This window comes from Bradyrhizobium frederickii (assembly GCF_004570865.1).
Lineage (GTDB): Bacteria > Pseudomonadota > Alphaproteobacteria > Rhizobiales > Xanthobacteraceae > Bradyrhizobium > Bradyrhizobium frederickii.
In genome coordinates, this window is sequence record NZ_SPQS01000081.1 from 1 (window position 1) to 3,643 (window position 3,643).

General features: G+C 60.3%; 5 protein-coding genes. 3 read left to right on the forward strand and 2 right to left on the reverse strand.

Annotated elements, in window-relative coordinates; all coding sequences use genetic code 11:
• Positions 1-315, forward strand: a 315-nt coding sequence (locus E4K64_RS39220; RefSeq protein WP_135167607.1) for a transposase, incomplete at its 5' end; no start/stop codon positions are given.
• An 83-nt stretch (positions 316-398) separates the two neighbouring features.
• On the opposite strand, the gene E4K64_RS42035 is transcribed toward E4K64_RS39220, so the two are convergent.
• The gene (locus E4K64_RS42035; protein WP_135167609.1) at positions 399-797 is read right to left on the reverse strand and encodes an integrase core domain-containing protein; all 399 of its coding nucleotides are present in this window, start codon (positions 795-797) and stop codon (positions 399-401) included.
• Between the two features lie 38 nt (positions 798-835).
• On the reverse strand, positions 836-1,594 hold the full coding sequence (locus E4K64_RS39230; protein ID WP_167767837.1) for a group II intron maturase-specific domain-containing protein: 759 nt from the start codon (positions 1,592-1,594) through the stop codon (positions 836-838).
• An 83-nt stretch (positions 1,595-1,677) separates the two neighbouring features.
• On the opposite strand from E4K64_RS39230, the gene E4K64_RS39235 reads away from it, so the two are divergent.
• Both E4K64_RS39235 and E4K64_RS39240 read left to right on the forward strand, forming a co-directional pair.
• On the forward strand, positions 1,678-1,932 hold the full coding sequence (locus tag E4K64_RS39235) for a ribbon-helix-helix protein, CopG family (RefSeq protein WP_235884970.1): 255 nt from the start codon (positions 1,678-1,680) through the stop codon (positions 1,930-1,932).
• A gap of 140 nt (positions 1,933-2,072) precedes the next feature.
• Positions 2,073-3,643, forward strand: a 1,571-nt coding sequence (locus tag E4K64_RS39240) for a recombinase family protein (protein ID WP_135167608.1), incomplete at its 3' end; no start/stop codon positions are given.

Sequence of the window (3,643 nt, forward strand, 5' to 3'; positions counted from 1 at the left end):
TTCAAACGTGGCCGGGATTTCGCCGCGTGGTTGGGGTTGACGCCGCTGCAACGTTCCACTGGTGGAAAACAGAAGCTCGGCCAAATATCGAAAATGGGTGAGCGAACACTACGGCGTCTCCTCATCATCGGGGCGAGTGCGGTGGTGAAGCTGGCTCGCCGACGCGGTGCATCGCAAGGGAGATGGCTGGAGCGCATGCTCGCTCGTAAGCCGCCCATGCTTGTCGCGGTGGCTCTTGCCAACAAGATGGCCCGTACCGTTTGGGCTTTGATGGTCAACGGTGGGGTCTACAAAGCTCCGGTCGCAGCGGCTTAATAGCTTAATCCGCCCGACCAGAGGTCGTCGAGGAGGTAGGAAGGTCAAACGGAAGGTACGGCGCAACAGTCGATGAGACGGGGTCAGGAAAACCAGTACATGCCCAGGTGCTTCCAAGTACGCCGCTGTGATTTGGACCTGATCCGCGAACTCCCATACGGGCCCGCGACATATGACGGTCGCAATAAAGGCCGGACAGATGTCAGCACCCGACTACGCGCAACACCTGATCGAAAGATTCTTCTTGCATCCACCGGGGCGTCCACAGATGGGCATGTGGTCAACGCGTCAGCGTTGTCCATCATGTCCACAGCCTTCGCAGCCTGCATCCGTTCGCGCCAGATCGCCATCGGCGCGCGATAGCCGAGTGCCTGATGAAGGCGACGACCGTTATAGAAGGCGATCCAGTTTGCGATTCCTGCCTTGGCCTCGCGACCGTCGGCATAGCCCTTGAGATAGGTGAGTGGCGCGGGGCATTGCAGCCCCGCGCTCTCTCAGAACCGGACGTGAACCTCGCGATTCATCCGGCTCCCGTCATCCAACCGTTGATCCGGCAACCCAGTGAGCGAACAGGCCTGGATTGCGTCGCTTCACATTCCCATACCGCCAACGTGTGTCCTCGGAACCGTTTGTATTTTCGTGTTGCCCATCGAACGATGTAGGCATCGATCGTGCGCAACTCCTCTTGAAGCTTCGAGGGATAAAACCGCCCGTAGTAGCGCACCCAGCCCGTCAGGACTGGACGGACCCATTTGGCGATTTCCACCAGCTCAAGATCGCTGCGCCGATGCAGCCGCCACCTGCGCACGGTATGCCGCATCCGTTTCCCGGCCTTCTTGCTGACGGCCGGGCTGAATGAGACGAACCGCTCACCGTGTCGATTGTTCGCCATCCTCGGCCGAAAGCTATAGCCGAGGAAGTCAAACGACTGCTCCGGATAAGCGCCGGAGCGATTGGCATCTTTGCAATACACGATCTTGGTCTTTTCCGGATGCAGCCGTAGCCCGCATTCCGCAAACCTCGTTTCGAGCGCCCGACACAAGTCACGCGCCTCCGCTTCGCTTCGGCAATGGCCGATGGCATCATCAGCATATCGTTCAAATGGGACACCCGGATATTCTCGGCTCATCCACACATCGAACGCATAATGAAGAAAGAGATTCGCCAACAGCGGGCTGATGGCTCCCTGAACGCAAAAGATAATTTCCGCTTTGAACGCGTCATCACCGGCTGGCGCGATGGAGCTATTGTTGATTTGAGACGCAAAAGGTAATACCATTATGTCATATGATTCGATCGACGCAGGCGCAGAAGGCCGAACGGCTGAGGGCGGCGCGACGCTTGCTCGCGAAGAAAATCGGCATGGCGGAGGCGGCCTTGGCGCTGTCGCGCGAAAGCGGCTTGTCGCTGCGGCAAGCCTATCGCTATCTCGAAGTGGCCAAAAGGAAGGAGCCGCTCCTTTCCGCGCCGCAGCCGTCTGTGACGCTCTCCCTGAAGATGCCGGCCGATCTCGCCCAAAAACTCCAGGCGCATGCGGCGGCTTCCAGGCTTTCGGCAAGCGAGGTGATGCGCCGGGCGGTGGCCGCCTATCTCGCGTCTGTCCGCGAAGATGGCTGAGCGGCGAAAAAAGCGCGACGTTCAACTCGAATTTGCGTTCGATCGGCTCGTCGCCGCCAAACTTGAACAGGTTTACGAAATTCTCGTTCCAGATCAGGTGCGCTTCGCGCGCGCCGGCGCCGATGTGACGGGAGGCGAAGATGAAAACCGCCGCGATTTACGCCAGAGTGTCGTCGGACAAACAGAAGGAGGAGAACACGATTGCCAGTCAGACGAGCGCGCTGATCGCTTTCGCGCGCGAGCAGAACTGCGACGTGCCGGCGGAATGGGTGATCGAAGACGACGGCTATAGCGGCGCGAGCTTGTTGCGCCCTGGGCTTGAACGACTGCGCGATCTCGCCGCAGAAGGGCGGATCCAAGCCGTGCTCGTCTACGCTCCCGATCGGCTGAGCCGGCGCTATGCGCATCAAATCCTTCTTATCGAAGAGTTCGCGCGCGCCGGCGTCGAGGTGTTGTTCATTCGCTCGAGACGGGCGGCGACGCCGGAAGACGAGCTGCTGCTGCAGTTTCAGGGCATGATCGCCGAATATGAACGCGCGCAAATCCTGGAGCGGTCGCGGCGAGGGAAGCGCCATCGCGCCCTTCAAGGCCAAGTGAGCGTGCTTTCCGGCGCTCCGTTTGGCTATCGCTACAAGCGCAAGACCGATCACTCTGCCGCCTATTATGAGATCGACGAGCGACAGGCCGGTGTCGTGCGCTGGGTCTACGAGCTTTACACCGCAAGAAACCACAGCATCGGCGCCATCACGCGCCTGCTCAATGAGCGCCAGATTCCGACAGCCAAAGAAACAGGCCACTGGGAGCGCTCGACGGTTTGGGCGATGCTGCGCAATCCCGCGTATAAAGGAACGGCCTGCTTTGGCAAGACTCGGATCGCGCCGCGCATGCGTGTGACGCGGCCGTTGCGACTGCGCGGCGGTGTCGCGCCTCGCAACAGCGCCAATCATGAGCTTCCTCGCACAGAGTGGATCGAAATCCCTGTGCCGACCATCATCAGCGAAGAGACCTTCGCACTGGCGAATGAGCTTTTGGAAGCCAACAAGAAGCATGCCCCGCGGAGCACGATCACGCCGAGCGCCCTGCAAGGATTGTTGAGCTGCGCCAAATGCGGCTATGGGCTCTATCGCACCTCCACAAGGTCGAGCGCTCGAACTATCCATTACTACCGCTGCTTGGGCTCGGATGGCTGGCGCCGGCTCGGCGGGCCGGTCTGCGACAATCGCCCGGTGCGCCAGGATTTGCTGGACGAGGTGGTATGGAAAGAGATCGCGCGTTTACTTGAAGACCGAAACCTCATCGAAGACGAACTTGAGCGCCGGCTCAAGGCGGCGCGCAACGCCGATCCCACACAGCGCCGGGAGGAAACGCTTCGCCGCGATCTTGCGCGCTCCCGGAAACGCATCGAGCGTCTCCTCACGGCCTATCAGGAGAGCCTTCTCTCACTTGAAGAGCTGCGCAGCCGCATGCCTGATTTGCGCAGCCGCGAACAGGCTTGCCTATTGGAGTTGCAAGCGATCGAAGACCAATCGAAGGAGCGGGAAGTTTGTCTGCGTCTCGCCGAATCCGTGACGAGCTTCCTCGACCGCCTGCGCTCATCCCTCGGCGAGCTCGATATAATCGAACGCCGACGCGTGCTGCGCCTTCTCGTGAAGGAAGTCCTCGTTGGCGACGACAAGATCGTCATCCGCCACTCCATCCCCCTCCCACCCAC